The organism is Streptomyces sp. NPDC001617 (assembly GCF_053596855.1).
This window is the reverse complement of the sequence record NZ_JBSFHA010000045.1, coordinates 24135-45910: the sequence shown is the minus strand read 5'-3', so window position 1 is coordinate 45910 and position 21776 is coordinate 24135. Positions and strand designations below refer to the sequence as shown.

At 71.4% G+C, this 21776-nt stretch carries 20 protein-coding genes and 1 pseudogene; 12 read left to right on the top strand and 9 right to left on the bottom strand.

Features of this window, described 5'->3' with window-relative positions; genetic code table 11:
- Window position 1: 1 nt before the first annotated feature.
- Together ACWC09_RS29775 and ACWC09_RS29770 are read right to left on the bottom strand one after the other, a co-directional pair.
- Window positions 2-736: an amino acid ABC transporter permease gene (locus tag ACWC09_RS29775; RefSeq protein ID WP_450854006.1), complete on the bottom strand. Its 735-nt coding sequence runs from the start codon at window positions 734-736 to the stop codon at window positions 2-4.
- 62 nt (window positions 737-798) lie between these two features.
- Window positions 799-1614: an ABC transporter substrate-binding protein gene (locus ACWC09_RS29770; protein WP_450854005.1), complete on the bottom strand. Its 816-nt coding sequence runs from the start codon at window positions 1612-1614 to the stop codon at window positions 799-801.
- 276 nt (window positions 1615-1890) lie between these two features.
- Here ACWC09_RS29770 and ACWC09_RS29765 point away from each other — a divergent pair, with 276 nt between their 5' ends.
- The 6 genes from ACWC09_RS29765 (at window position 1891) to rbsD (ending at window position 8702) form a co-directional block, all read left to right on the top strand.
- Window positions 1891-2691 (top strand): IclR family transcriptional regulator, encoded by an 801-nt coding sequence (locus ACWC09_RS29765; RefSeq protein ID WP_450854004.1) that lies wholly within the window; start codon window positions 1891-1893, stop codon window positions 2689-2691.
- A 171-nt stretch (window positions 2692-2862) separates the two neighbouring features.
- Window positions 2863-3879 carry a LacI family DNA-binding transcriptional regulator gene (locus ACWC09_RS29760; RefSeq protein ID WP_450854003.1) on the top strand — a complete coding sequence of 339 codons (1017 nt, stop codon included), beginning with the start codon at window positions 2863-2865 and terminating at the stop codon, window positions 3877-3879.
- Window positions 3876-5405, top strand: coding sequence for a sugar ABC transporter ATP-binding protein (locus ACWC09_RS29755; protein WP_450854002.1), 1530 nt, complete (start codon window positions 3876-3878; stop codon window positions 5403-5405). The genes ACWC09_RS29760 and ACWC09_RS29755 overlap by 4 nt, the downstream gene beginning before the upstream one ends.
- Window positions 5395-7344, top strand: a complete 1950-nt coding sequence (locus ACWC09_RS29750) for an ABC transporter permease/substrate-binding protein (RefSeq protein WP_450854001.1) — start codon at window positions 5395-5397, stop codon at window positions 7342-7344. The genes ACWC09_RS29755 and ACWC09_RS29750 overlap by 11 nt, the downstream gene beginning before the upstream one ends.
- A 69-nt stretch (window positions 7345-7413) precedes the next feature.
- A complete protein-coding gene (locus ACWC09_RS29745) occupies window positions 7414-8316 on the top strand; it encodes a ribokinase (RefSeq protein WP_450854000.1) in 903 nt (300 codons plus the stop codon).
- Entirely contained in the window at window positions 8313-8702 is a 390-nt protein-coding gene (gene rbsD / locus ACWC09_RS29740; protein ID WP_450853999.1) for a D-ribose pyranase, read from the top strand. The genes ACWC09_RS29745 and rbsD overlap by 4 nt, the downstream gene beginning before the upstream one ends.
- Before the next feature lie 311 nt (window positions 8703-9013).
- On the opposite strand, the gene ACWC09_RS29735 is transcribed toward rbsD, so the two are convergent.
- The 4 genes from ACWC09_RS29735 to ACWC09_RS29720 all read right to left on the bottom strand — a co-directional run bounded on the left by ACWC09_RS29735 (window position 9014) and on the right by ACWC09_RS29720 (window position 13181).
- Window positions 9014-9862 carry an MOSC domain-containing protein gene (locus ACWC09_RS29735; RefSeq protein WP_450853998.1) on the bottom strand — a complete coding sequence of 283 codons (849 nt, stop codon included), beginning with the start codon at window positions 9860-9862 and terminating at the stop codon, window positions 9014-9016.
- Window positions 9863-10027: 165 nt separating this feature from the next.
- The gene (locus ACWC09_RS29730; RefSeq protein ID WP_450854039.1) at window positions 10028-10837 is read right to left on the bottom strand and encodes a sugar phosphate isomerase/epimerase family protein; all 810 of its coding nucleotides are present in this window, start codon (window positions 10835-10837) and stop codon (window positions 10028-10030) included.
- A gap of 38 nt (window positions 10838-10875) precedes the next feature.
- Window positions 10876-12027: a dihydrodipicolinate synthase family protein gene (locus ACWC09_RS29725; RefSeq protein ID WP_450853997.1), complete on the bottom strand. Its 1152-nt coding sequence runs from the start codon at window positions 12025-12027 to the stop codon at window positions 10876-10878.
- On the bottom strand, window positions 12024-13181 hold the full coding sequence (locus ACWC09_RS29720; protein WP_450853996.1) for a Gfo/Idh/MocA family protein: 1158 nt from the start codon (window positions 13179-13181) through the stop codon (window positions 12024-12026). Before ACWC09_RS29720 ends, ACWC09_RS29725 begins: the two co-directional genes overlap by 4 nt.
- Before the next feature lie 272 nt (window positions 13182-13453).
- Between ACWC09_RS29720 and ACWC09_RS29715 the strand changes: the two genes are divergently transcribed.
- Window positions 13454-14512, top strand: coding sequence for a LacI family DNA-binding transcriptional regulator (locus tag ACWC09_RS29715; protein WP_450853995.1), 1059 nt, complete (start codon window positions 13454-13456; stop codon window positions 14510-14512).
- 210 nt (window positions 14513-14722) lie between these two features.
- Here ACWC09_RS29715 and ACWC09_RS29710 read toward each other — a convergent pair whose 3' ends face one another.
- Complete coding sequence (locus ACWC09_RS29710; protein WP_450853994.1) at window positions 14723-15415, bottom strand: class I SAM-dependent methyltransferase; 693 nt, start codon at window positions 15413-15415, stop codon at window positions 14723-14725.
- A 166-nt stretch (window positions 15416-15581) separates the two neighbouring features.
- On the opposite strand from ACWC09_RS29710, the pseudogene ACWC09_RS29705 reads away from it, so the two are divergent.
- The 4 genes and pseudogenes from ACWC09_RS29705 to ACWC09_RS29690 all read left to right on the top strand — a co-directional run bounded on the left by ACWC09_RS29705 (window position 15582) and on the right by ACWC09_RS29690 (window position 19518).
- Window positions 15582-16208: pseudogene (locus ACWC09_RS29705) on the top strand (dihydrofolate reductase family protein).
- A gap of 77 nt (window positions 16209-16285) precedes the next feature.
- On the top strand, window positions 16286-17218 hold the full coding sequence (locus ACWC09_RS29700; RefSeq protein ID WP_450853993.1) for a bifunctional helix-turn-helix transcriptional regulator/GNAT family N-acetyltransferase: 933 nt from the start codon (window positions 16286-16288) through the stop codon (window positions 17216-17218).
- 139 nt (window positions 17219-17357) lie between these two features.
- Entirely contained in the window at window positions 17358-18158 is an 801-nt protein-coding gene (locus tag ACWC09_RS29695; RefSeq protein WP_450853992.1) for a sugar phosphate isomerase/epimerase family protein, read from the top strand.
- Between the two features lie 94 nt (window positions 18159-18252).
- Window positions 18253-19518, top strand: a complete 1266-nt coding sequence (locus ACWC09_RS29690; RefSeq protein ID WP_450853991.1) for an MFS transporter — start codon at window positions 18253-18255, stop codon at window positions 19516-19518.
- On the opposite strand, the gene ACWC09_RS29685 is transcribed toward ACWC09_RS29690, so the two are convergent.
- On the bottom strand, window positions 19496-20080 hold the full coding sequence (locus ACWC09_RS29685) for an RBBP9/YdeN family alpha/beta hydrolase (RefSeq protein ID WP_450853990.1): 585 nt from the start codon (window positions 20078-20080) through the stop codon (window positions 19496-19498). The genes ACWC09_RS29690 and ACWC09_RS29685 overlap by 23 nt on opposite strands.
- 51 nt (window positions 20081-20131) lie before the next feature.
- Here ACWC09_RS29685 and ACWC09_RS29680 point away from each other — a divergent pair, with 51 nt between their 5' ends.
- The gene (locus ACWC09_RS29680; RefSeq protein ID WP_450853989.1) at window positions 20132-21148 is read left to right on the top strand and encodes a LysR family transcriptional regulator; all 1017 of its coding nucleotides are present in this window, start codon (window positions 20132-20134) and stop codon (window positions 21146-21148) included.
- Here ACWC09_RS29680 and ACWC09_RS29675 read toward each other — a convergent pair.
- Entirely contained in the window at window positions 21132-21761 is a 630-nt protein-coding gene (locus ACWC09_RS29675) for a GNAT family N-acetyltransferase (RefSeq protein ID WP_450853988.1), read from the bottom strand. The genes ACWC09_RS29680 and ACWC09_RS29675 overlap by 17 nt on opposite strands.
- Between the last annotated feature and the right edge of the window lie 15 nt (window positions 21762-21776).

Here is a 21776-nt window from a genome sequence, read left to right as displayed (position 1 = left end):
CTCAGGCCTCCTTCGGGGCGGGCCGCGCGGGCAGCAGACGCCGTACGGCACTCAGCGGACGCGGCCGGGCGGCAGGCCGCAGCGGGGGCTTGAAGGCGACGCGCCCGACGAGCCCCGCCACCACGACCACCGCGTTGGTGAGGACCAGGTAGAGCACGGCGGCGATGCCGAAGACCTGGACGGTCAGCAGGGTGCGGGAGTTGATGACCATCGAGGTACCGGTCAGTTCGGGCACCGAGATGGCGGACAGCAGGGACGAGCCGAGGATGATCTGCACCAGCTGGTTGACGACGGCCGGGTAGACGTTGCGCAGCGCCTGCGGCAGCACTACGTGCGCGAAGGTGCGGGTCGGGCTCAGGGCGAGTACCCGGGCGGCCTCGCGCTGGCCGCGCGGGACGGCCTGGATGCCCGCGCGGAAGATCTCGGTGAGGTACGCGCCGACGTTCACGCCGAGGGCGAGCACGCCCGCCTGCACCGGGGTCAGCCGCAGGCCGGCCGACGGGAGCGCGAAGTAGGCGACGAACATCTGCAGCAGTACGGGGGTGTTGCGGATGACCTCGACGTAGACGGCGGCGGGTGCGCGCAGCACGAGGAGACGGGATCCACGGGCGAGCGCGCCGAGCAGGCCGAGGGCGAAGGCGAGCACGAAGGCTTCCAGCGACAGCCGCAGGGACAGCCAGGCGGCGTCCAGATAGGTGGGCCAGTCCCGGAGGGCGTAGCTCCAGTCGACGAACATGGGACTCCTCCCGGGGCGGCGGGAAGGACCCCGCCGCCCGACCGGGACTCAGTGGGTCGAGGTCAGTAGGACGGGTTGAGCGGGTAGGGGCGGCTGACGCCGAACCACTTCTTGTAGAGGTCGGCGGCCTGCCCGGAGGCGTTGAACTCCCGCAGCCAGGTGTTGACCCACTGCAGCCAGGTGGCGTCGCCGAGCGGCACGCCGATGCCGTTGTACTCCAGCGGCACCACGGACTCCTTGGTCACCTTCAGCGAAGGGTCCTGCTTGGCCTGGTAGTTGAGGAAGTTGGAGTCCTCGACCATCGCGTCGGCCTGACCCTGCTTCACCGCGAGAACGGCGGCGGAGGAGGTGTCGTACTCCTGGATCTTCGCCTTGGGGTTGCCGGCCGTCACCGCGTCGCCGTTGGTGGAGCCCTTGGTGACGGCGACCGTCTTGCCGGTCAGGTCCTTGAGGGTGTCGATGCCGCTGGACTTCTTCACCAGCAGCACCTCGCCCGCGACGATGTACGGGTCGCTGAAGGCGACCTGCTTCGCCCGCTCTGCCGTGGTGGTGAAGTTGCAGACCACCGCGTCGACCTTCTTGGTCTGCAGGTTCGGGATGCGGTTGGCGGACGTGGTGTCGACGATGTGCACCTTGACGCCGAGGGCCGTGGCCATGGCGGTGGCCACGTCGACGTCGAAGCCCTGCGGCTTGTTGTTCTTGTCCATCGAGCCGAACGGCGGGAACGTCAGGCAGCTGGCCACGTTGAGGGTGCCGCGCTTGATGACGTCCTGGAGCGTCGAGGACTGCCGGCCGGAGGCCGTGCCGGAGGTGCCGGCGGAGGCGGAGGTGCAGGCGGACAGGGATGCGACGGCGGTCACACCGATACAAATCGCCATCAGGTTGCGGGTACCGTGACGAAGTCTCATCACTTGCGTTCCGTTCCGGGAGGGTGCGAGGGGAGGCGGGGCCGGGGAAGCCGGGGCCGGGGAGCCAGGTGGCCGAAGGCCGGAGAAGAAGACCGAAGAGAGTGTTGTTCTGCAATGCAGAACAACGTTTCGCATTGCGCTGCGGATTGCGTTGCGGAGAAATTAGCCCGGAGCCCCAGAGCCGTCAACGGCGGATTTCAATATGTAACATTCAGTTTTGCAATGCAGTACGGTAGGGTGCGCCTCGTGACCCTCGACGCCCCCGAAACCCGCCGCAACTCCTCGTCCTCCCTGCGGCGCGCGCTGAGCATCCTGATGTACCTGGCCGAGGACGACGGCCATCCGCACGGCACGTCCCTCACCGACCTGGCCACCGGCCTCCAGCTCAGCAAGAGCACGATCCTGCGGCTTCTGGCCCCGCTGCGGGACACCCGCCTGGTCGACCAGGATCCGGAGAGCGGCCACTACCGGCTCGGCCCGCAGAACGCCCTGCTCGGACAGGTCTACCTGGAGCGGCTGGACATCCGGCGGACGGCGTCACCCCTGCTGCACCGACTCGCCCAGGACGCGCGCGAAGCGGTGCACCTGGTCAGCTTCGACCCGCCGGAGATCGTCTACATCGACAAGGTGGAGAGCCCGCAGGCCGTACGCATGCACTCCCGGGTCGGCGGTCGCCAGCCGGCGTACTGCACGGCGACCGGCAAGGCGTTCCTCGCGCACGCGGCCGACGAGGTCCTCGACAAGGTGCTCGCGGCCGGCCTCCCCGCCCGCACGCCGTCCACGATCACGTCCCCCGACCAGCTCCGCGCCGACCTCGCGGTCATCCGCGAACGCGGCTACGCCATCGACGACGTGGAGAACGAACTCGACATCCGCTGCGTGGCCGCACCGGCGTTCAACCACGCCGGCGCGGTCGTGACGGCGATCAGCATCTCGGGCCCCGCGTCCCGGGTGACGCACGAACGGCTGCCGGAGATCGGCCGCCGGGTCACGGAGACGGCGCGGGAGCTGACGGAGCTGCTGGGCGGGGCGGCACCGACGTCCTGACCCACATCCCGGTCGCCCCCTGACCGCGTAGCCGCATCGGCCCGCCGCGCACCGGCGCTTCATCACGATCCGGTCTCGGGGGCTTGCGCCCGATCGTGTAATCGATTCCAATCCTCCCTGCACGGAGTCGTGTAATCGATTCCACACATTCCACGAGGAGGTGGAGCGGCGATGGCGAGCATCAAGGACGTCGCGGCCGAGGCGGGGGTTTCCGTCGCCACGGTGTCGCGCGTTCTGAACGACCATCCGTCGGTCAGCGCCGAGGCACGTACCCGCGTGCTGGCCGCCGTCGAGGCGCTGGGCTACCGCCCGAACGCCGTCGCCCGTTCGCTGCGCACCGACCAGACCCACACCCTCGGCCTGGTCATCAGCGACGTGATGAACCCCTACTTCACCGAGCTGGCCCGCTCCGTCGAGGAGGAGGCCCGCGCGCTGGGGTACAGCGTGATCATCGGGAACGCCGACGAGCGGCCGGACCTCCAGGACCACCACGTGCGGACCCTGCTGGACCGCCGTATCGACGGGCTGCTGGTCTCCCCCACCGACGGCGGCTCGCCGTTGATGCTGGACGCCGCGCGGGCCGGGACGCCCATGGTGTTCGTCGACCGGTGGATCCCGGGTGTCGACGTACCCGTGGTGCGGGCCGACGGACGGGCCGCCGTACGGGATCTCGTCGCGCATCTGCACGGGCTGGGGCATCGCAGGCTCGCGATCATCGCGGGGCCCGCGGCCACCACGACCGGGCGGGAGCGTGTCGAGGTCTTCCGGGAGGCGCTCGCCGAGTACGGGCTCGGGCTGCCCGACGCCTACACAGGGCAGGGCGACTTCCAGGCCGAGAGCGGCCGGCGGGTCACCGAGGGCTTCCTCGACCTGCCCGAGCCGCCCGAGGTCGTGTTCGCGGCCGACAACCTGATGGCGCTGGGCGCGTTGGACGCCGTACGCGCGCGTGGGTTGCGCGTTCCGCAGGACATCGCGCTGGCCGCCTTCGACGACATCCCGTGGTTCGTGCACACCGATCCGCCGATCACCGCGATCGCCCAGCCCACGGGCGAGCTGGGGCGTGCCGCCGTGCGCGCGCTCGTCGATCGCATCGAGGGACGGCCCCCCGAGTCCGTCACCCTCACCGCCCGGCTCGTCGTACGCCGCTCGTGCGGTGAGAACCCTGAACAGAACAGGAGCCTGTCGTGAGCAACGCGGACGAGTTGCTGCGCATCGAGGGCATACGGAAGACCTTCCCCGGCGTGGTCGCGCTCGACGGCGTCGACTTCGACCTGCGCCGGGGCGAGGTCCACGTACTCCTCGGTGAGAACGGTGCCGGCAAGAGCACGCTGATCAAGATGCTGTCCGGCGCCTACCACCCCGACGAGGGCCGTGTCCTGGTGGACGGCGAGGAGGTGCACATCCGCGACGCGCAGGACGCCGAGCGGCTGGGCATCGCCACCATCTACCAGGAGTTCAACCTCGTCCCCGACCTGAGCGTCGCCGAGAACATCTTCCTGGGCCGCCAGCCGCGCCGCCTCGGGATGATCGACCGGAAGCGGATGGAGGCCGACGCCGAGGTGCTGCTGAAGCGTGTCGGCGTCAACGTGTCGCCACGCGCGCGTGTCCGCGAACTCGGCATCGCACGCCTCCAGATGGTCGAGATCGCCAAGGCGCTGAGCCTCGACGCGCGCGTGCTGATCATGGACGAGCCGACCGCCGTGCTCACCTCCGAGGAGGTCGAGAAGCTCTTCGCGATCGTGCGGCAGCTCCGCGAGGACGGGGTCGGCATCGTCTTCATCACCCATCACCTGGAGGAGATCGCCGCCCTGGGCGACCGGGTGACGGTGATCCGCGACGGCAGGTCCGTCGACCAGGTGCCCGCCGCCACCCCCGAGGACGAGCTCGTGCGGCTGATGGTGGGCCGGTCCATCGAGCAGCAGTACCCGCGTGAACAGCCCGAGACGGGCGCCGCGTTGCTGACCGTCGAGGGGCTCACCCGGGACGGCGTCTTCCATGACGTCAGCTTCGAGGTGCACGCCGGTGAGGTCGTCGGGATCGCGGGCCTCGTCGGCGCCGGGCGTACCGAGGTCGTGCGGGCCGTGTTCGGCGCGGACCCGTACGACAAGGGGGCCGTCAAGGTCTCCGGGACACCGCTGAAGGGCCATGACGTGGGCGCGGCCATGACGGCCTGCATCGGGCTGATCCCCGAGGACCGCAAGGGCCAGGGGCTGGTGCTCGACCAGACCGTCGAGGAGAACCTCGGCCTGGTGACCATGCGCGCCGCCACGCGCGCGGGGCTCGTCGACCTCAAGGGCCAGCGCGAGGCCGCCGCGCGGATCGCCGAGCAGCTCGGGGTCCGGATGGCGGGACTCCAGCAGCACGGGCGCACGCTGTCCGGCGGCAACCAGCAGAAGGTCGTCATCGGCAAGTGGCTCCTCGCCGACAGCAAGGTGCTGATCCTCGACGAGCCGACGCGCGGGATCGACGTCGGCGCCAAGGTCGAGATCTACCAGCTGATCAACGAGTTGACGGCCGCCGGGGCCGCCGTACTGATGATCTCCAGTGACCTCCCCGAGGTGCTCGGCATGAGCGACCGGGTGCTGGTGATGGCCCAGGGCCGGATCGCCGGCGAACTCGCGGCCGACGAGGCCACCCAGGACTCCGTGATGGCCCTCGCCGTCAGCAACCCCACGAACGAGAAGACCGAAACGGAGGCCAGCCGTGGCCACTGACACGCTCAAGAGCCGGGCGGGCGCCGGCAGCGCCACCAGCGGGCTGCGCCGCCTCCTGCTCGACAACGGCGCGCTCACCGCGCTGATCGTCCTGGTCATCGCCCTGTCGGCGCTGTCCGGTGACTTCCTGACGACGGACAACCTGCTCAACGTCGGCGTCCAGGCGGCGGTGACCGCGATCCTGGCCTTCGGCGTCACCTTCGTGATCGTCTCGGCGGGCATCGACCTGTCGGTCGGCTCGGTGGCGGCCCTGTCGGCCACCGTCCTCGCCTGGAGCGCCACTGCGCACGGCGTGCCGGTCTTCCTGGCGGTCGTGCTGTCCGTCGCGACCGGCATAGCGGCGGGCCTGGTCAACGGCTTCCTGATCGCGTACGGGAAGCTGCCGCCGTTCATCGCGACGCTCGCCATGCTGTCGGTGGCGCGCGGTCTGTCGCTGGTGATCTCCGAGGGCTCCCCGATCCCCTTCCCGGACTCGGTCTCGCACCTCGGCGACACCCTCGGCGGCTGGCTGCCGGTGCCCGTGCTGGTCATGATCGTGATGGGTCTGATCGCGGCCTTCGTGCTCGGGCGGACGTACATCGGACGCTCCATGTACGCGATCGGCGGCAACGAGGAGGCGGCTCGTCTGTCGGGTCTGCGGGTCAAGAAGCAGAAGCTCGCGATCTACGCCTTCTCCGGCCTGTTCGCCGCGGTCGCGGGCATCGTGCTCGCCTCCCGGCTCTCCTCCGCGCAGCCGCAGGCCGCCGACGGCTACGAGCTGGACGCGATCGCCGCGGTCGTCATCGGCGGCGCCTCGCTGGCCGGCGGCACGGGCAAGGCGTCCGGCACCCTCGTCGGCGCGCTGATCCTGGCGGTGCTCAGGAACGGCCTCAACCTGCTGAACGTGTCCGCCTTCTGGCAGCAGGTCGTCATCGGTGTGGTCATCGCGCTCGCGGTGCTCCTCGACACGCTGCGGCGCAGGGCGGGGGCGACCCCGGTGGCCGCCGGCCCGGGTGGCAACAAGACCAGGCAGGCGGGGACGTATGCCCTCGCGGCGGTGGTGACCGTGGCGCTCGTGGGCGCGACCTCCTTCCTGCACAACGGCTCCTCGTCCTCCACCACCCCGAAGATGGGCCTGTCCCTGTCCACCCTCAACAACCCCTTCTTCGTGCAGATCCGGGCGGGCGCCCAGGCCGAGGCGAAGAAGCTGGGCGTGGACCTGACCGTCACCGACGCCCAGAACGACGCCTCGCAGCAGGCCAACCAGCTGCAGAACTTCACCAGTTCGAACCTGGGCGCGATCATCGTCAACCCGGTCGACTCGGACGCGGCGAGCAATTCCGTGAAGGCCGCCGACCAGGCGAAGATCCCGGTCATCGCGGTCGACCGCGGAGTCAACAAGGCGAGCGTGGACGCCCTCGTGGCCTCCGACAACGTCAAGGGCGGTGAGCTCGCGGCCCGGACGATCGGCGAGAAGCTGGGCGGCAAGGGCAAGATCGTGATCCTGCAGGGCCAGGCGGGCACCTCCGCGGCCCGCGAGCGCGCGGCCGGTTTCGCGGCGGGCCTCAAGGCCTACCCGGGCATCCAGGTCGTCGCCCAGCAGCCCGCCGACTTCGACCGCACCAAGGGCCTCGACGTGATGTCGAACCTGCTCCAGGCCCACCCGGACGTCCAGGGCGTCATCGCCGCCAACGACGAGATGGCGCTCGGCGCGATCAAGGCGCTGGGCTCCAAGGCCGGAAAGTCGGTCTCCGTGGTCGGCTTCGACGGCACGCCGGACGGGCTCACGGCCGTGAAGAACGGCACGCTGTACGCATCTGTGGCACAACAGCCGTCGATGCTGGGCAAAATCGCCGTGGACAACGCGCTGAAGGCCATTGAGGGCAAGACGGTCGAGGAGACGGTGAAGGTGCCGGTGAAGGTGGTCACGAAGGAGAACGTGGCCGGCTTCACGGGCTGACAACGGGGAAGCGGGCGGGCGGTCCTGTGCGACCGCCCGCCCCACGGCACTGACTAGGGGAGCCATTTCATGTACGACTACGACCTACTGGTCGTAGGGTCGGCCAACGCCGACCTGGTGATCGGCGTAGAGCGACGGCCCGGGGCCGGCGAGACGGTACTCGGGTCCGACCTGGCCGTGCACCCCGGCGGCAAGGGCGCCAACCAGGCGGTCGCCGCCGCCCGCCTCGGGGCCCGTACGGTCCTGCTGGCCCGGGTCGGTGACGACGCGTACGGCCGGCTGCTGCTCGACTCGCAGCGGGCGGCCGGCGTCGACACACTGGGCGTGCTGGTGGGCGGGGCGCCGACCGGCGTCGCGCTGATCACCGTCGACCCGTCGGGGGACAACAGCATCGTGGTGTCACCGGGCGCGAACGGCCGGCTGACCCCGCAGGACATCCGTACGGCGGCCAGCCTCTTCCTCGCCTCCCGGGTGGTGTCGGTCCAGCTGGAGATCCCGCTGGAGACGGTCGTGGAAGTCGTGCGGAATCTGGCCGAGGGCAGCCGTTTCGTCCTCAACCCCTCCCCGCCCCGCCCGCTGCCGACCGAGGTGCTGGCGGCCTGCGACCCGCTGATCGTCAACGAGCACGAGGCGAGGGTGGTCCTCGGCGAGACCTGTGTGAGCGACCGCCCCGAGGACTGGGCGCGGCTGCTGCTGGCCAAGGGCCCGCGGTCGGTGGTGATCACCCTGGGCGCGGAGGGCGCGCTGGTGGCCTCCTCGGCGGGGGTGACGCGGGTGCCTTCGGTGAAGGTGGACGCGGTCGATACGACGGGTGCGGGCGACGCCTTCACGGCGGCGCTGGCGTGGCGGCTGGGGGCGGGCGCGTCCCTGGCCGAGGCGGCCGCGTACGCGGCCCGGGTCGGGGCCGCCGCCGTCACCAGGGAGGGCGCGCAGGTGTCCTTCCCGACCGCCGAGGAGGTCGACGCACTGTGAAGAAGGCGGGAATCCTGAACCGTCATCTCTCCGGGGCGCTGGCCGAGTTGGGGCACGGGGACGGGGTGCTGGTGTGCGACGCGGGCATGCCGATACCGAAGGGGCCGCGCGTGGTCGACCTCGCCTTCCGTGCCGGGGTGCCGTCCTTCGCGACGGTCCTGGACGGGCTGCTGGCCGAGCTGGTGATCGAGGGCGCCACGGCCGCAGCGGAGGTCATGGAGGCGAACCCCGGGGTCGCCGCCCTGCTCAAGGACGAGTTCCCCGAGCTGCAACTCGTCTCGCACGAGCGGCTGAAGGAGCTGTCGGCGGGGGCGCGGCTGGTGGTGCGCACGGGCGAGGCGCGGCCGTACGCAAATGTGCTGCTGCGGTGCGGGGTGTTCTTCTGAGGCGAGCGGTGCGCATCGGCGGGCCCCGGCACCCCGGGCCCGCCGGTCCGTCTTCCGGTCGTCCGCGGTTCAGCAGGACGCGTACCACTTGTGGGAACGGAGCTTGACGTCGAGGCTAGCCCCGTGCAACCGCGTCACCACAAATTCGAGGGGGCCCGATCCGTCGACCGGGCCCCCTCGGCTTTTCCCCTCCAACATCAGAACCCCCGCGATCCCCCCAGATCCCCCTCCAAGAGTCCTGATGCCAAGTACGACCCGCCGACTGCCGGAAGGGTTGTACGGAAACTTCAAGAATTTTTCGCGGGTGGCCGTCAGACCCGTACGACATCCCCCACACGCACCCGCCCACCCCGCACCACCTGCGCATACGCCCCCGCACACGGCTCCGGCGCGCGGTCCGGGAGGGCGGGGACGCGGTTGTGGCGGGCCGGGACGCGCAGGGCGTCGGGGTCGCGGGGGAAGGGGCCGTGGGCCAGGGTGGGGATCGCGCAGCGAGGGGTGAGGGCGATCACCCGGAGGATCAGCTCGTCGCCGACGGTCAGTTCCTTGCCCAGCCAGTCGCTCTCGGGGAAGCCGTCCTCGTCGAGGTCGATGACCAGGTTGGGGCGGTAGCGCTCGGCCTCGACCGTGCCACGCGGGCTCAGGGCGGCGATGCGGGCCAGGGTCGCGGTGGTGATCAGGTGGACCGGCGCGAAGTCGAAGAAGGTGCCGGGCGGGGAGGCCGAGCCGAACTGGACGAGGTCCGCCTCCACCTGGGCGTCCAGGCCCGATTCCAGGACCTGCTCCGGGCGGGAACGGTCGAGCGCGGCGGCGGGCGGGGGCGTGTCGGTCAGGGTGACCGTGCGGCCGACGAGGGCCGAGAGGGCGTCGTCGGTGCCGGGGCCGGTGCTGCGGAGGGTCCGGCCGTCCGGGGTGGTGATGTCCGCGCCGGTCTGCGTGAGGGTCGCGGCGCAGCTCAGCAGCTCCCGCCACAGACGCGGGGCCTTGGCGCTGGCCACCTTGCCCGTCTCCCGGTCCACCAGCGCGAGCCGCCGGTCGCCCGCGAGACCGCGGTCGGTCACCTCGGCGGCCTCGATCCGCTCGCCGAGCATCGACTTGACCGGGTAGCGCCGCAGGGCGGCCACCGTGCCGGTGGTGCGCTGAGCAGTCACGTGTGTCATGTGTCCCGTTCCCCTGTGCAGGCCGTCCTTCGGCCGAAGGGTAAGACCTTGGTGCCCGCGTCGATGCCGGTGGCGGCCACGGCGATACGTGCGTCCACAGAGGAATTCAGGAACGCACGTACGCCGTGAACTGCCGTGATGAGCAGAAACCGGGTGAAGGTGTTCTCACACGTGCGGTCCGCCGGTGTGCTCGACGAAACGCCGGGCCGTCTCGGCCAGCACCTCGCGGCCGTCCCGGGCCCAGAGGCCGTCGTTGAACAGCTCGACCTCGATCAGGCCGGTGTAGCCGGCGGCCTCGACGTACCCCTTCCACTCCCGCATGTCGATCGCGCCGTCACCGATCTGCCCACGCCCGTTCAGCACGCCCTCCGGCAACGGGGTGGTCCAGTCCGCGAGTTGGAAGGTGTGGATACGGCCGCCGGCGCCCGCGCGGGCGATCTGCGCGGGCGCGTGGTCGTCCCACCAGATGTGGTACGTGTCCACGGTGACGCCGACCTGGTGGGCCGGGAACCTCTCGGCGATGTCGAGGGCCTGGGCCAGCGTCGAGACCACGCAGCGGTCGGAGGCGTACATCGGGTGGAGCGGCTCGATGGCCAGGCGGACGCCGTGCTGCTCGGCGTACGGGCCCAACTCCCCCAGCGCGTCGGCGATCCGCTCCCGCGCTCCATGGAGGTCCTTGGAGCCGGCCGGCAGCCCGCCGGAGACGAGCACCAGCGTGTCCGTGCCCAGCGTCGCCGCCTCGTCGATCGCGCGCCGGTTGTCGTCCAGGGCGGCGGCGCGCTCGGCCGGGTCGATCGCCGTGAAGAAGCCGCCGCGGCACAGGGTGGTGACCGTCAGGCCCGCGTCGCGGATCAGCTTGGCGGTCGCGTCGAGGCCGTAGGACTGGACGGGCTCGCGCCACAGGCCGACGTTGCCGATGCCGAACTCCCGGCAGGCGTCGACCAGTTCGGGCATCGACAGCTGCTTCACCGTCATCTGGTTGATGGAGAAGCGGGACAGGTCTCCGAGTGTGCTCACTGGTTCACCCCGTACAGCGACAGCAGGTTCTTCATCCGTTCCTCGGCCGGCTTCGGGTCCGGGAACAGACCCAGTCCGTCGGCGAGTTCGTAGGCGCGGGCGAAGTGCGGGAGGGAGCGGGCCGACTGGAGGCCGCCGACCATGGTGAAGTGCGACTGGTGACCCGCGAGCCAGGCCAGGAACACCACGCCCGTCTTGTAGAAGCGCGTCGGCGCCTGGAAGAGATGGCGGGACAACTCGACCGTGGGGTCGAGGAGTTCACGGAAGCCGACAACGTTGCCGGTGTCCAGCACCCGTACCGCCTCCGCCGCCAGCGGGCCCAGCGGGTCGAAGATGCCGAGCAGGGCGTGGCTGAAGCCCTTCTCGTCGCCGGCGATCAGTTCGGGGTAGTTGAAGTCGTCGCCCGTGTAGCAGCGCACACCCTGCGGGAGCCGGCGCCGGATGTCGATCTCGCGCTGGGCGTCGAGGAGCGAGACCTTGATGCCCTCCACCTTGTCGGGGTGGGCGGCGATGACCTCCAGGAAGGTGTCGGTGGCCGCGTCGAGGTCGGACGACCCCCAGTAGCCCTCCAGCGCCGGGTCGAACATCGGGCCGAGCCAGTGCAGGACGACCGGCTCGGACGCCTGGCGGAGGAGGTGGCCGTAGACCTCCAGGTAGTCCTCCGGGCCGGACGCGGCGGCCGCGAGCGCCCGGGACGCCATCAGGATGGCCTGTGCGCCGGACTGCTCGACGAGGGCGAGCTGCTCCTCGTAGGCCGCCCGGACCTCCACGAGAGACCCGGCGGTGATCTGGTCGGTGCCGACACCGCAGGCGATACGGCCGCCGACGGCCTTGGCCTCGGCGGCACTTCGGCGGATCAGCTCGGCCGCACCCGCCCAGTCCAGGCCCATCCCGCGCTGCGCGGTGTCCATGGCCTCCGCGACACCGAGGCCGTGGGACCAGAGGTGGCGGCGGAAGGCGAGGGTGGCGTCCCAGTCGACGGCTGCCGGGGAGTCGGGCGACACGTCCGCGTACGGGTCGGCGACCACGTGGGCCGCCGAGAAGACCGTACGCGAGGTGAGGGGCGAGCCGGGGGTGACGGCCAGCGGCTCGGGGCGGGGCTCGTACGCCCTCAACCCGCCCTTGAAGTCGGGGAGTCGGATGGTCACAGCGAGATCTCCGGTACGTCGAGACGCAGGCCCTCGGTCGAGGACTTCAGGCCCAGTTCGGCGAGCTGGACGCCGCGGGCGCCGGCGAGGAGGTCCCAGTGGTAGGGGGCGTCGGCGTAGACGTGCTTGAGGAAGAGTTCCCACTGCGCCTTGAAGCCGTTGTCGAAGTCCTCGTTGTCCGGGACCTCCTGCCACTGGTCGCGGAAGGAGTAGGTGGCCGGGATGTCCGGGTTCCAGACCGGCTTGGGGGTCAGGGAGCGGTGCTGGACACGGCAGTTGCGCAGGCCCGCGACCGCGGAGCCCTCGGTGCCGTCCACCTGGAACTCCACCAGCTCGTCGCGGTTGACGCGCACGGCCCAGCTGGAGTTGATCTGGGCGATCGCGCCGCCGTCGAGCTCGAAGATGCCGTAGGCGGCGTCGTCGGCCGTCGCGTCGTAGGGCTTGTCGTTCTCGTCCCAGCGCTGCGGGATGTGGGTGGTGGCGATGGCCTGGACGGACTTCACCCGGCCGAACAGCTCGTGGAGGACGTACTCCCAGTGCGGGAACATGTCGACGACGATGCCGCCGCCGTCCTCTGCGCGGTAGTTCCAGGAGGGGCGCTGGGCGGTCTGCCAGTCGCCCTCGAAGACCCAGTAGCCGAACTCGCCGCGGATGGAGAGGATGCGGCCGAAGAAGCCGCCGTCGATGAGGCGCTTGAGCTTGAGCAGGCCCGGGAGGAAGAGCTTGTCCTGGACCACGCCGTGCTTGATGCCCGCGTCGCCCGCCAGGCGGGCGAGCTCCAGGGCGCCCTCCAGGCCGGTGGCCGTCGGCTTCTCGGTGTAGATGTGCTTGCCCGCCGCGATCGCCTTCTTGATCGCCTCCTCGCGGGCCGAGGTCACCTGGGCGTCGAAGTAGATCTCGACGGTCGGGTCGGCGAGGACCGTGTCGACGTCGGTCGAGATGTTCTCCGGGTCCAGGCCGTGCTGCTCGGCGAGCGCCTTGAGCGCGTGCTCGCGGCGGCCGACCAGGATCGGCTCCGGCCACAGCACGGTGCCGTCGCCGAGGTCGAGGCCGCCCTGTTCGCGGATGGCCAGGATGGAACGGACCAGGTGCTGGCGGTAGCCCATGCGCCCGGTCACCCCATTCATGGCGATACGCACCGTCTTGCGTGTCACGTCATTCCCTTCGTACGCGGGGTCTGCGCCGCGTACGCCCGATCTCCTACTGGTGAGCGTCACAGCAAGCGCTTTCTATGCGATAAGAAGCTAGCCTCTGAGCAGCGGTCTGGACAAGACCGTGACGGAGTCGAGTTGTTCGAGGGGGCGAACAACAGGGAGCTTGACCCGTAGGGTCGGCTCGAAACATTTCGGAACCATGGCCACCCGCGGCCCTGTCTACGAGCACGTACGACGACGTACGAAGAGATGCGCGACCGGAGGACGACGAGATGACGGTGACCCTGGCGGACGTGGCAGCGCGCGCGCAGGTCTCGCCCGCGACGGTGTCGCGCGTGCTGAACGGGAACTATCCCGTGGCCGCCTCCACCCGTGAGCGGGTGCTGAAGGCTGTCGACGAGCTGGACTACGTGCTGAACGGGCCGGCGAGTGCGCTGGCGGCCGCCACTTCCGACCTGGTCGGCATCCTGGTCAACGACATCGCGGACCCCTTCTTCGGGATCATGGCCAGTGCGATCCAGTCGGAGATCGGGGGGCCGGGTGGTCGTGCCGGGGGTGAGCGGCTGGCGGTGGTCTGCAACACGGGGGGTTTGCCGGAGCGTGAGCTGACGTATCTGACCCTGTTGCAGCGACAGCGGGCGGCGGCCGTGGTGCTGACCGGCGGGGCCGTGGAGAACGAGCCGCACGCGGCGGCGGTGGCGTCGAAGCTGCGGAAGCTGGCGGACGCGGGGACGCGGGTGGTGCTGTGCGGGCGGCCGCCCGCGCCGGACACCGGGGCGATCGCGCTGACCTTCGACAACCGTGGGGGCGGTCAGCGGCTGACCGAGCACCTGATCGGGCTGGGGCATCGGCGCCTCGGCTATATCGCCGGGCCGGAGGAGCGCACGACGACCCGGCACCGGCTGGAGGGTCATCGGGCCGCGCTGGCGGCGGCGGGGATCGAGGAAGACCCTCGGTGGACGGTGTGGGGGCGCTACGACCGTCAGGCCGGGTACGAGGCGACGCTGGAGCTGTTGCGGCGGGACGCGTCGCTGACGGCTGTGGTGGCGGCGAACGACTCCGTGGCGCTGGGGGCGTGTGCCGCGCTGCGGGAGTCCGGGTTGCGGATTCCGGAGGATGTGTCCGTCGCCGGGTTCGATGATCTGCCGTTCAGTGTGGACGCGGTGCCGGCGCTCACGACGGTGCGGTTGCCGTTGGCGGAGGCGGGGGCTCGGGCGGGGCGGATCGCCATGGGGCGGGAGGAGCCGCCGCCGGGGGGGATCGCCGCGATTCGGGGGGAGTTGATGGTGCGGGGGTCGTCCGGGGTTCCCCGGGCCGCGGCAACGACCTGACCGCTGCTGGGGGCTGCCGCCCCCAGACCCCCACTTCGGCCTGAACGCCTCGTCCTCAAACGCCGGACGGGCTGGATGACGGGTGGGGGTTCGGGATGGCAGCTCTCGTCCTCAAACGCCGGACGGGCTGGAAGGGGCTGAGCCGGCCTCGCCCGCGCGCGTCGGACGGGCCGGATGACACCGACCGGCACCGGTAACCGCTCTGGGGCCTCAAGCGTCGGAGCGGGCGGATGTCGCGGCGAAGGCGAAGAGTTCGGGTACGCCTCCCTCCCCCTCCTCGGCTGTTCGCACGATGTGCAGGCCCGCCTTCGCCGCGCCGTTCAGCAGGTCGGCCAGGGGTACGTGCCAGGCCCCGACGCGGGCCCGTACGCCGTTGGGGCTGCCGCCGGCGTAGGTGTGGGAGCGGTCGGTGTAGCCGGGGTGCACGACAACCCTCGGTGCCTCTGTGCGATCGGCGAACGCGCCCACGAAGCACGGGTGTACGCCGACGTGGACGAAACGGCCGCCCGGCGTCAGGACTCGGGTGATCTCCCTCAGCACTGCCGCGTAGTCCGGCACGTCCGTGCTGGCCAGGACGCACACCGCCGCCGGTACCGAGCCGTCGGCCAGCGGAAGGGCCGTCGCGTCGGCCAGCGCGACCGGCAACCGCGGTGCGGCATGGCGGAGTTGGTTGCGGGAGAGGTCGATGCCCACGGGGGACCAGCCCAGTCGGGAGAGGGGGTCGGCGTGGGCTCCGGTGCCGCAGCAGACGTCCAGACAGGTTCCGCTGCCGGGGCCGAGCAGGGCGGCCAGGGTCGTGTGGACCCGCCGGACGTAGTCGCCGACGCCGTCGGGCGACATATGGGCGTTGTACCAGTCCGCGTGTGCGTCGTAGGCCGCGATCGTGCTTCCCGGTGCGTTCATCCACAAGAGGTTAGGGAAGGACCCGACGCCGTACACCGCCGTTCGCTGACGGCTGCACGGGCCGGAATCCCGGCCTACGCTCGAACCACCGATGAGTTCCGCGCCGCACCCAGGTCTTCCTTGCCGTATCCGATCAGTCCGGTCGAGCGAACGACAGGAGACAGTCATGCGTATCGTCATCAGCGAGTTCATCAGTCTCGACGGCGTCGTGCAGGCGCCCGGCGGTCCCGAGGAGGACACCGACGGGGGGTTCGCGCACGGTGGGTGGTCGCACCCGTACTTCGATCCGGAGGTGGTGGGCGGGGCCTTCGCTGCGGGGCTGGAGAGTGCCGAGGCGCTGCTGTACGGGCGGCGGACCTATCTGACGATGGCGGAAGCCTGGCCGGAGCGGGCCGGGGATCCTCCCCCGTAAACGGGGGCACCCCCAGCGGACCGGCTCAACGCGCTGAAGAAGTACGTCGTCAGCGACACCCTCCGTGATGAGGAGCTGACCTGGAACAACACCGAGCGGATTCCGGGGAGTGAGGCCGTCCCTCGGATTCGTGCGCTGCGGGAGGCGCCCGGTAGCGACCTCGCCATGATGGGCAGTCCCACCCTCGTCCGGACCCTGATCTCGGAAGGGCTGGTGGACGAGCTTCAGCTCATCCATATGCCGGTTCTCCTGGGTGGCGGCAAGTCCATTTTCCCGGCGGACGGGGTCAAGCGGGGGTTCGAGCTGGTCTCCACGGTCGCGGGCAAGACCGGCGTGCAGGTGAGCGTCTACCGGCCCGTCGGGACCGCCGAAAAGGGGTAGCCGGAACGGGCGTGGGCGTCCTAGGCTCGGTTCGACGGTATCTCTGACTGAGTCAACTATCCGGGGGTTCGACCACCATGACCGTCCAGGACATCCGCGCCTTCAACCGCTTCTACACGAACGTCATCGGTGCCCTCGACTACAGCCGCCACCTCTACGCCCCGTACACCCTCACCGAGTCCCGCGTCCTGTACGAGCTCGCGCACTCCCCACGGACGGACGCCGTCGATCTGCGCACCGAACTCTCCCTGGACGCTGGGTACTTGAGCCGGATTCTCAACAAGTTCGAGGAGGGCGGCCTGATCGAGCGGACCGCCTCGCAACACGACCCGAGGCGTCGGCACGTCAGCCTCACCGCGCGCGGCCGGGAGACCGCCGCGCTGCTCGCCGAGCGGGCCGACGAGTCCGTGGGTGCCCTGCTGTCGACCGTGCCGTCCGCCGACCGGCCCCGGCTCACCGAGGCGATGCAGACGGTCCGGACGCTGCTGTCCGACGGCCGGCCTCCCCGCCGGGAGGACGTGCTGCTGCGCGAGCCGGGGCCCGGCGACCTGGGCTGGATCGTGCAGCGCAACGCCGCGCTGTATGCGGCCGAGTACGGCTTCAACGCCGACTACGAGGGGCTGGTGGCCCGGATCGTCGCGGACTTCGCCGAGGATCACGATCCGCATCTGGAGCGGGTGTGGATCGCCGAGCTCGACGGGCGGCCGGTGGGGTGCGTGATGTGCGTACGGGACGACGCGCCGGCCACCGCCCGGCTGCGGCTGCTGCTCGTCGAGCCCGAGGCGCGCGGGCTCGGCATCGGGGACCGGCTGGTCGGCGCCGTCATCGACTTCGCGCGTGGGGTCGGGTACCGGGAGCTGGTCCTGTGGACCAATGACATCCTCGCCGCGGCCCGGCGCGTCTATCAGCGGCACGGCTTCGTCCTGGCCGCCGAGAAGCCGCATCGCTCCTTCGGGCAGGACCTGAACGGACAGGACTGGCGGCTGGATCTGCACGGCGCACCCGAGTGAGCCCGGGCGAGGACCGGAGCGGCCGGGACCGGCGCCCGGACCCGCACAGCACCCACGCCGCGTACTCCGCGTACGAATGAGCGCAAGCCCGGGACCGTCGCCTGGACCTGCGCGGGGCGCACGAGTGACAGTAGAGCGCATGAAACTGGCGTTCTCCACCCTCGGCGTCCCCGGCCTGCCCATCCCGGACGTGATCCGGCTCGCGGCCACCCACGGCTACCACGGCGTGGAGCTGCGCGCCCACCCGGAGGAGCCGGTGCATCCCGGCATCGATGCCGGCCGACGGGCCGACGTGGCCGCCGAGTTCAAGGCCGGCGGCATCGAGGTGCTGGGCCTCGCCGGGTACGCGCGCGTGGCCGCGCCGGGGGACGACGGTCCCGTCATCGACGAGATCCGCGCCCTCCTCGACCTCGCCCATGACCTCGGCGCCCCCTACGTCCGTGTCTTCCCCGGCGCCGGCACCGAGCAGACCCGCGAGCGGGCCGACGCGACGGCCGCCCGGAGGCTCGGCACGGCCGCGGAGTACGCCGCCGACCTCGGCGTACGCATCCTTCTGGAGACCCACGACTCGCACCGCACCGGCGCCGACGCCATGCGCGTCCTCGGCCTGGTCGGCCACCGGCACGTCGGCGCCCTCTGGGACGTCATGCACACCTGGCTGGGCGGCGAGCAGCCCGCGGAGACCTACGCCGCCCTCTCCCCGTATCTCGGCTATGTCCAGGTCAAGGACATCGCCTCCGCCGACGACACGACACCGCTGGCGCTGGGGGCCGGGGTGCTGCCGCTCTCCGACGTCGTGGAGGTGCTCTCCCGGCACGAGTGGGACGGGTGGCTGTGCTGGGAGTACGAGAAGCGGTGGTACGAGGAGGCAGCGCCGCTGGAGGGGCTGCTGGAGGTGGGCCGCGCACATCTGGGGCGGTTGCTCAACGACTCGGCGTGACCCGTGACGTAATTCGGTGGCGGGGGCGGGCTCCCGCTGCTTAGGGTCCCCCGGTGATTCCACAGCGGCCCGCCCCGTACCCTCTCCTGCCCTCATGAGCCTCGGCCGTACGTTCCTCGACGTCCGGCCGCTGCGCACCTCACCCGTCTTCCGGCGGCTGCTGATCGGGCGCACGGTGTCGACGCTGGGCAGCTTCATGACCATGGTCACCGTCATGTACCAGGTGTGGGACATGACCCACAGCTCGGTGTGGACGGGCGCGGTGGGGCTGGCGCAGGCGGTGCCCATGGTCGGGGTCAGCCTGTTCGCGGGGGCCTGGGTCGACCGGACGGACCGGCGGCGGATGTACCTCACGGGCACCGTCGGCTCGGCGTTCTGCTCCCTCCTCCTGGCCGTGCAGGGCTTCACCGGGCACGTGCCGGTGGCCGTCGTCCTCGCGCTGGTGGCCGTACAGACGTCGTTCGCCGCGCTCGGCGCGCCCGCGGCGGGCGTGTTCGTGCCGAGGCTGCTGCCCAAGGACCAGGTGGGCGCCGGTGTGGCCCTCCAGCAGGCCACCGGCCAGGCGATGATGCTGGTCGGCCCGGCCGTCGCCGGTGTCGTGCTCGGCTGGTGGGGCATCGGCGTCTGCTACCTGCTGGACACCCTGAGCTTCGGCATGTCCTTCTACGGCGCCTACGGGCTCCCCGCGCTGCCGCCCGAGGGCGAGAGGTCCCGGCCCGGCGTCCACGGTGTCCTGGACGGCCTGCGGTTCCTGGTCGGTCACCGCACCGTGCGCGGCGCGCTGCTGACCGATCTGGCGGCCTGCCTCCTGGCCATGCCGACCAGCCTCTTCCCCCTGGTCAACGCCGAACGCTTCGGCGGCGACCCGCGCACCCTGGGCCTCTTCCTGTCCGCCCTCGCCGTCGGCGGCGTCACCTCCACCGCCCTCTCCGGCCCGCTGACCCGACTGGCCCGCCCCGGCCCGGTGATGCTGTGCGCGTCCGCCACCTGGGGCGTGATGCTGGCCCTGTTCGGCCTGACCACCAGCGCCTGGACGGGCCTGGGGATGCTGGCGGTGGCCGGCGCGGCGGACGCGGTCGCGGTCCTCTCCCGCACGACGATCGTCCAGACCCACACCCCCGACGCCCTGCTGGGCCGGGTGACGGCGGCCGAGACGATCGTCGGCCAGGCGGGCCCTCAGCTCGGCAATCTGCGGGCGGGGGTGGTGGCGGGCTGGAGCTCGGGGGCGACGGCGCTGGTCGTCGGGGGTGCGCTGTGTGTGGCGGCGGTGACGGGGGTGGCTGTGTCGACGCCCGAGCTGCGGGAGGGGGCGGCAGAAGTGCCGGACAGCGGCTCGGCTACGGCGCCGGACGCGTCGTGAGTGTCGCGTCCGGGTCCAGGCACCAGTCCAGGACCGCGGGCCAGTCGCCGTAGCCGGCGTCGAGGTCGAGGTGGGCCGCTCCCGGCAGGATCACGGTGGGGATGCCCAGCGGGTCGCCGTACGCGGTGCGGGCGCCCTCGGAGCAGTACGGGTCGTCGTCCCCTGCGGCCAGGAGGGTCGGTCCGGGCAGCGTCGACTCCAGTGGGGGCGGGGTGAATCCGGCGACCTCCGGGATGCCGGCGAGGACGGACGGGGAAGGCGGGGCGACGAGCAGGACCCGGTCGACGCCGAGGCCGGGCAGTCCTCGGTCGACGGCGTGCAGCCAGAGCACCACGCTCAGGCTGTGGGCGACGACGACCCGCTCGGCGGCCGGGTCGAGCGCGCCGAGGTGACCGGCCAACTCGCCGAGCCAGACGTCGAGTTCGGGGTCGTCGGGGTCGGGCAGCCCGGGGTAGACGACATGGTGGCCCAGCTCGCTCAGACGGTCGGCGAGGTGGTGCTGCCAGTGGTCGGCGGGGCGGTGGTTCTGGAAGCCGTGGAGGATGAGGAACTGCGAGGTCATGGGCTCGATGGTGGCCGTGGAGCGAGGCATCGGTCCAGTTAATCTTTCATCGTGGAACAGGTAAGCGAGAGCTTCACAGTCGATCTACGCCGGTTGACCGTCCTGCGCGAGCTGCAGCGCCGCGGCAGCCTGGCCCGCACCGCCGAGGCCCTGCACCTCACCCCCTCCGCCGTCTCCCAGCAGATCGCCGCGCTCGCCCGCGAGGTGGGCGCACCGCTGACGGAGAAGGACGGCCGAGGCGTACGGCTGACGGGCCAGGCCCGTGTCCTGCTGGCCCACGCCGACCTGATCGCGGCCCAACTGGAGCGGGCGCGGGCCGACCTGGCGGGGTACGGGGAGGGCGGCCGCGGGTCGGTGACGATCGGCTGTCTGTCGAGCGGCATCCTCGGTCTGCTGCCCGGGGTGCTGCGGGCGCTGGGCGAGCGGCTGCCGCAGGTCCGCGTGGACGTGGTCGAGTCCCAGCCGCCGGATCTCTTCACCGCGCTGGACAGCGGTCAGGTCGACGTCGCGGTGGCCGTCCACTACGCGGCCGCGCCGCCGCACACGGACGCCCGCTACAGCCGGTTCGACCTGCTCACGGACGTGATGGACATCGCCGTCCCGGCCGGCCACCGCCTCGCCGGTCGCGCCCGGGTCCCGCTGCGGGAGCTGGCGGCCGACGCGTGGATCATCGGGGACGCCCGCAGCTGCGTCGGTGCGGTGGCCCGCTCGGCCTGCGCGGCGGCCGGCTTCACCCCGGACATCCGGCACGCGGTCGACGACTGGGGCGCGCTGGCGGCGCTGGTGGAGGCGGGCCAGGGCGTGGCACTGGTTCCCCGGCTCGTCCGCCCCGTGTACGCCCACCGGCGCCTGGCCCTGCTGACGACAGAGGGCGAGCCACCGCACCGGCATGTGTTCGCGGCGGTGCGGACGGGGGCGGAGGAGGATCCGGTGGTACGGACGGTACTGGACCAACTGCGGCTGACCTCGGGCGAGTTGGCGAAGACAGGGCTCGTCCGAGGAGACGGGCCCGAACGGTCGCCTCACCGACCGACGGCCCGGCGAGCGACCGCTACACCCGCGCCGTGAATCCCGCCACCCGCTCCTCCAACCGCCCCCGGCACTCCGCCCACTCCCCCGCCGTGATGGAGAAGACCGCCGAGTCCCGCAACCGCCCTTCCTCCCCCGGCGCCCAGGACCGCGACCAGTTCCGCAGGACCCCCTCGAAGCGTGCCCCCACGCTCTCGATCGCCGCCCTGGAGCGGCTGTTCCGGGCATCCGTCTTCAGGTCGACCCGCTGCACGCCCCACACCTCGAACGCATGCCGGAAGAGCAGCAGCTTGGCCTCGGCGTTCACGCCCGTGCCCTGCGTCGAGCGGGCCAGCCAGGTGAACCCGACCTCCACCGCGTCGAGCCGGTCGTCCGACCGCCAGCACCGCGGCTCCCAGTACGCCGCGGCCCCCACCGCCCGCCCGGTCGCGAGCGACACCTGCGCGTACGGCGCGAGCCGACCCGTCGACGCCCGCTCCAACTGCGCGTCGACATAGGCGTTCACCTCGTCCGCCCTCGGCACCCACGTGAACGCGTAGGTGTCCCGGTCCTCCTCCGCCGCCACCGCCAAGTCGGCCGCATGCCGGTGCGACAACGGCTCAAGGCGGACCAACTCGCCTTCCAGCAACGGACTTTCGAGCACGTAACCCACGTACGACGCCTCTCA

Coding starts and splice junctions, on each gene's coding strand:
- ACWC09_RS29775 (WP_450854006.1), bottom strand. CDS start 736: ATGTTCGTCGACTGGAGCTACGCCCTCCGGGACTGGCCCACCTATCTG.
- ACWC09_RS29770 (WP_450854005.1), bottom strand. CDS start 1,614: ATGGCGATTTGTATCGGTGTGACCGCCGTCGCATCCCTGTCCGCCTGC.
- ACWC09_RS29760 (WP_450854003.1), top strand. CDS start 2,863: ATGGCGAGCATCAAGGACGTCGCGGCCGAGGCGGGGGTTTCCGTCGCC.
- ACWC09_RS29745 (WP_450854000.1), top strand. CDS start 7,414: ATGTACGACTACGACCTACTGGTCGTAGGGTCGGCCAACGCCGACCTG.
- ACWC09_RS29735 (WP_450853998.1), bottom strand. CDS start 9,862: ATGACACACGTGACTGCTCAGCGCACCACCGGCACGGTGGCCGCCCTG.
- ACWC09_RS29730 (WP_450854039.1), bottom strand. CDS start 10,837: ATGACGGTGAAGCAGCTGTCGATGCCCGAACTGGTCGACGCCTGCCGG.
- ACWC09_RS29715 (WP_450853995.1), top strand. CDS start 13,454: ATGACGGTGACCCTGGCGGACGTGGCAGCGCGCGCGCAGGTCTCGCCC.
- ACWC09_RS29710 (WP_450853994.1), bottom strand. CDS start 15,415: ATGAACGCACCGGGAAGCACGATCGCGGCCTACGACGCACACGCGGAC.
- ACWC09_RS29700 (WP_450853993.1), top strand. CDS start 16,286: ATGACCGTCCAGGACATCCGCGCCTTCAACCGCTTCTACACGAACGTC.
- ACWC09_RS29695 (WP_450853992.1), top strand. CDS start 17,358: ATGAAACTGGCGTTCTCCACCCTCGGCGTCCCCGGCCTGCCCATCCCG.
- ACWC09_RS29690 (WP_450853991.1), top strand. CDS start 18,253: ATGAGCCTCGGCCGTACGTTCCTCGACGTCCGGCCGCTGCGCACCTCA.
- ACWC09_RS29685 (WP_450853990.1), bottom strand. CDS start 20,080: ATGACCTCGCAGTTCCTCATCCTCCACGGCTTCCAGAACCACCGCCCC.